This window comes from Vibrio sp. D173a (genome assembly GCF_030248475.1).
This window is the reverse complement of the sequence record NZ_JAHGAH010001649.1, coordinates 1-451: the sequence shown is the minus strand read 5'-3', so window position 1 is coordinate 451 and position 451 is coordinate 1. Positions and strand designations below refer to the sequence as shown.

Annotated in this window: 1 protein-coding gene and 1 pseudogene; both read left to right on the top strand. The window is 43.5% G+C overall.

The window, feature by feature from the left end; genetic code table 11:
• The coding region (locus KIV40_RS35340; RefSeq protein ID WP_375164961.1) for a redoxin family protein at nucleotides 1–274 on the top strand (274 nt) is incomplete at its 5' end.
• Nucleotides 271–451, top strand: a pseudogene (locus KIV40_RS35335) (heme lyase NrfEFG subunit NrfF); the annotation flags it as partial. The gene KIV40_RS35340 and the pseudogene KIV40_RS35335, both read left to right, overlap by 4 nt.

The window sequence follows — 451 nt, the reverse complement described above, 5'->3', positions numbered from 1 at the left end:
GCTTGCGGATAATGATGTACCTATCATTGGTTTGAACTACCGTGACACGGCCGCAGCGGCGATTAAGGAGCTTCAAACTTCCGGTAATCCGTACCATCAAGTGATAAGCGACCCGAATGGTAAATTGGCGTTGGACCTAGGCGTTATTGGTACGCCAGAGACCTATTTAGTCGACCAAAAGGGGAGAGTGATAAAGAAGGTCTTAGGGGGAATTAGTGCAGAAGTGTGGCAACAAGAGTTTGCGGGCTATTTTATGAATAAGGCAACACTATGAGTCGTTTGATTTATGCGTTCTGTTTAATGTGGATGTTAATTGCCAGTCCAACACTCATGGCAAGTGATATATTTGTCTCTAATAACAAACAGGTAGCGGTTGAGGTTGAATTATTTGAGTTTGATAATTTGGCTCAACAGCAACAAGCGATCGAATTAGCAAACACATTGCGTTGCC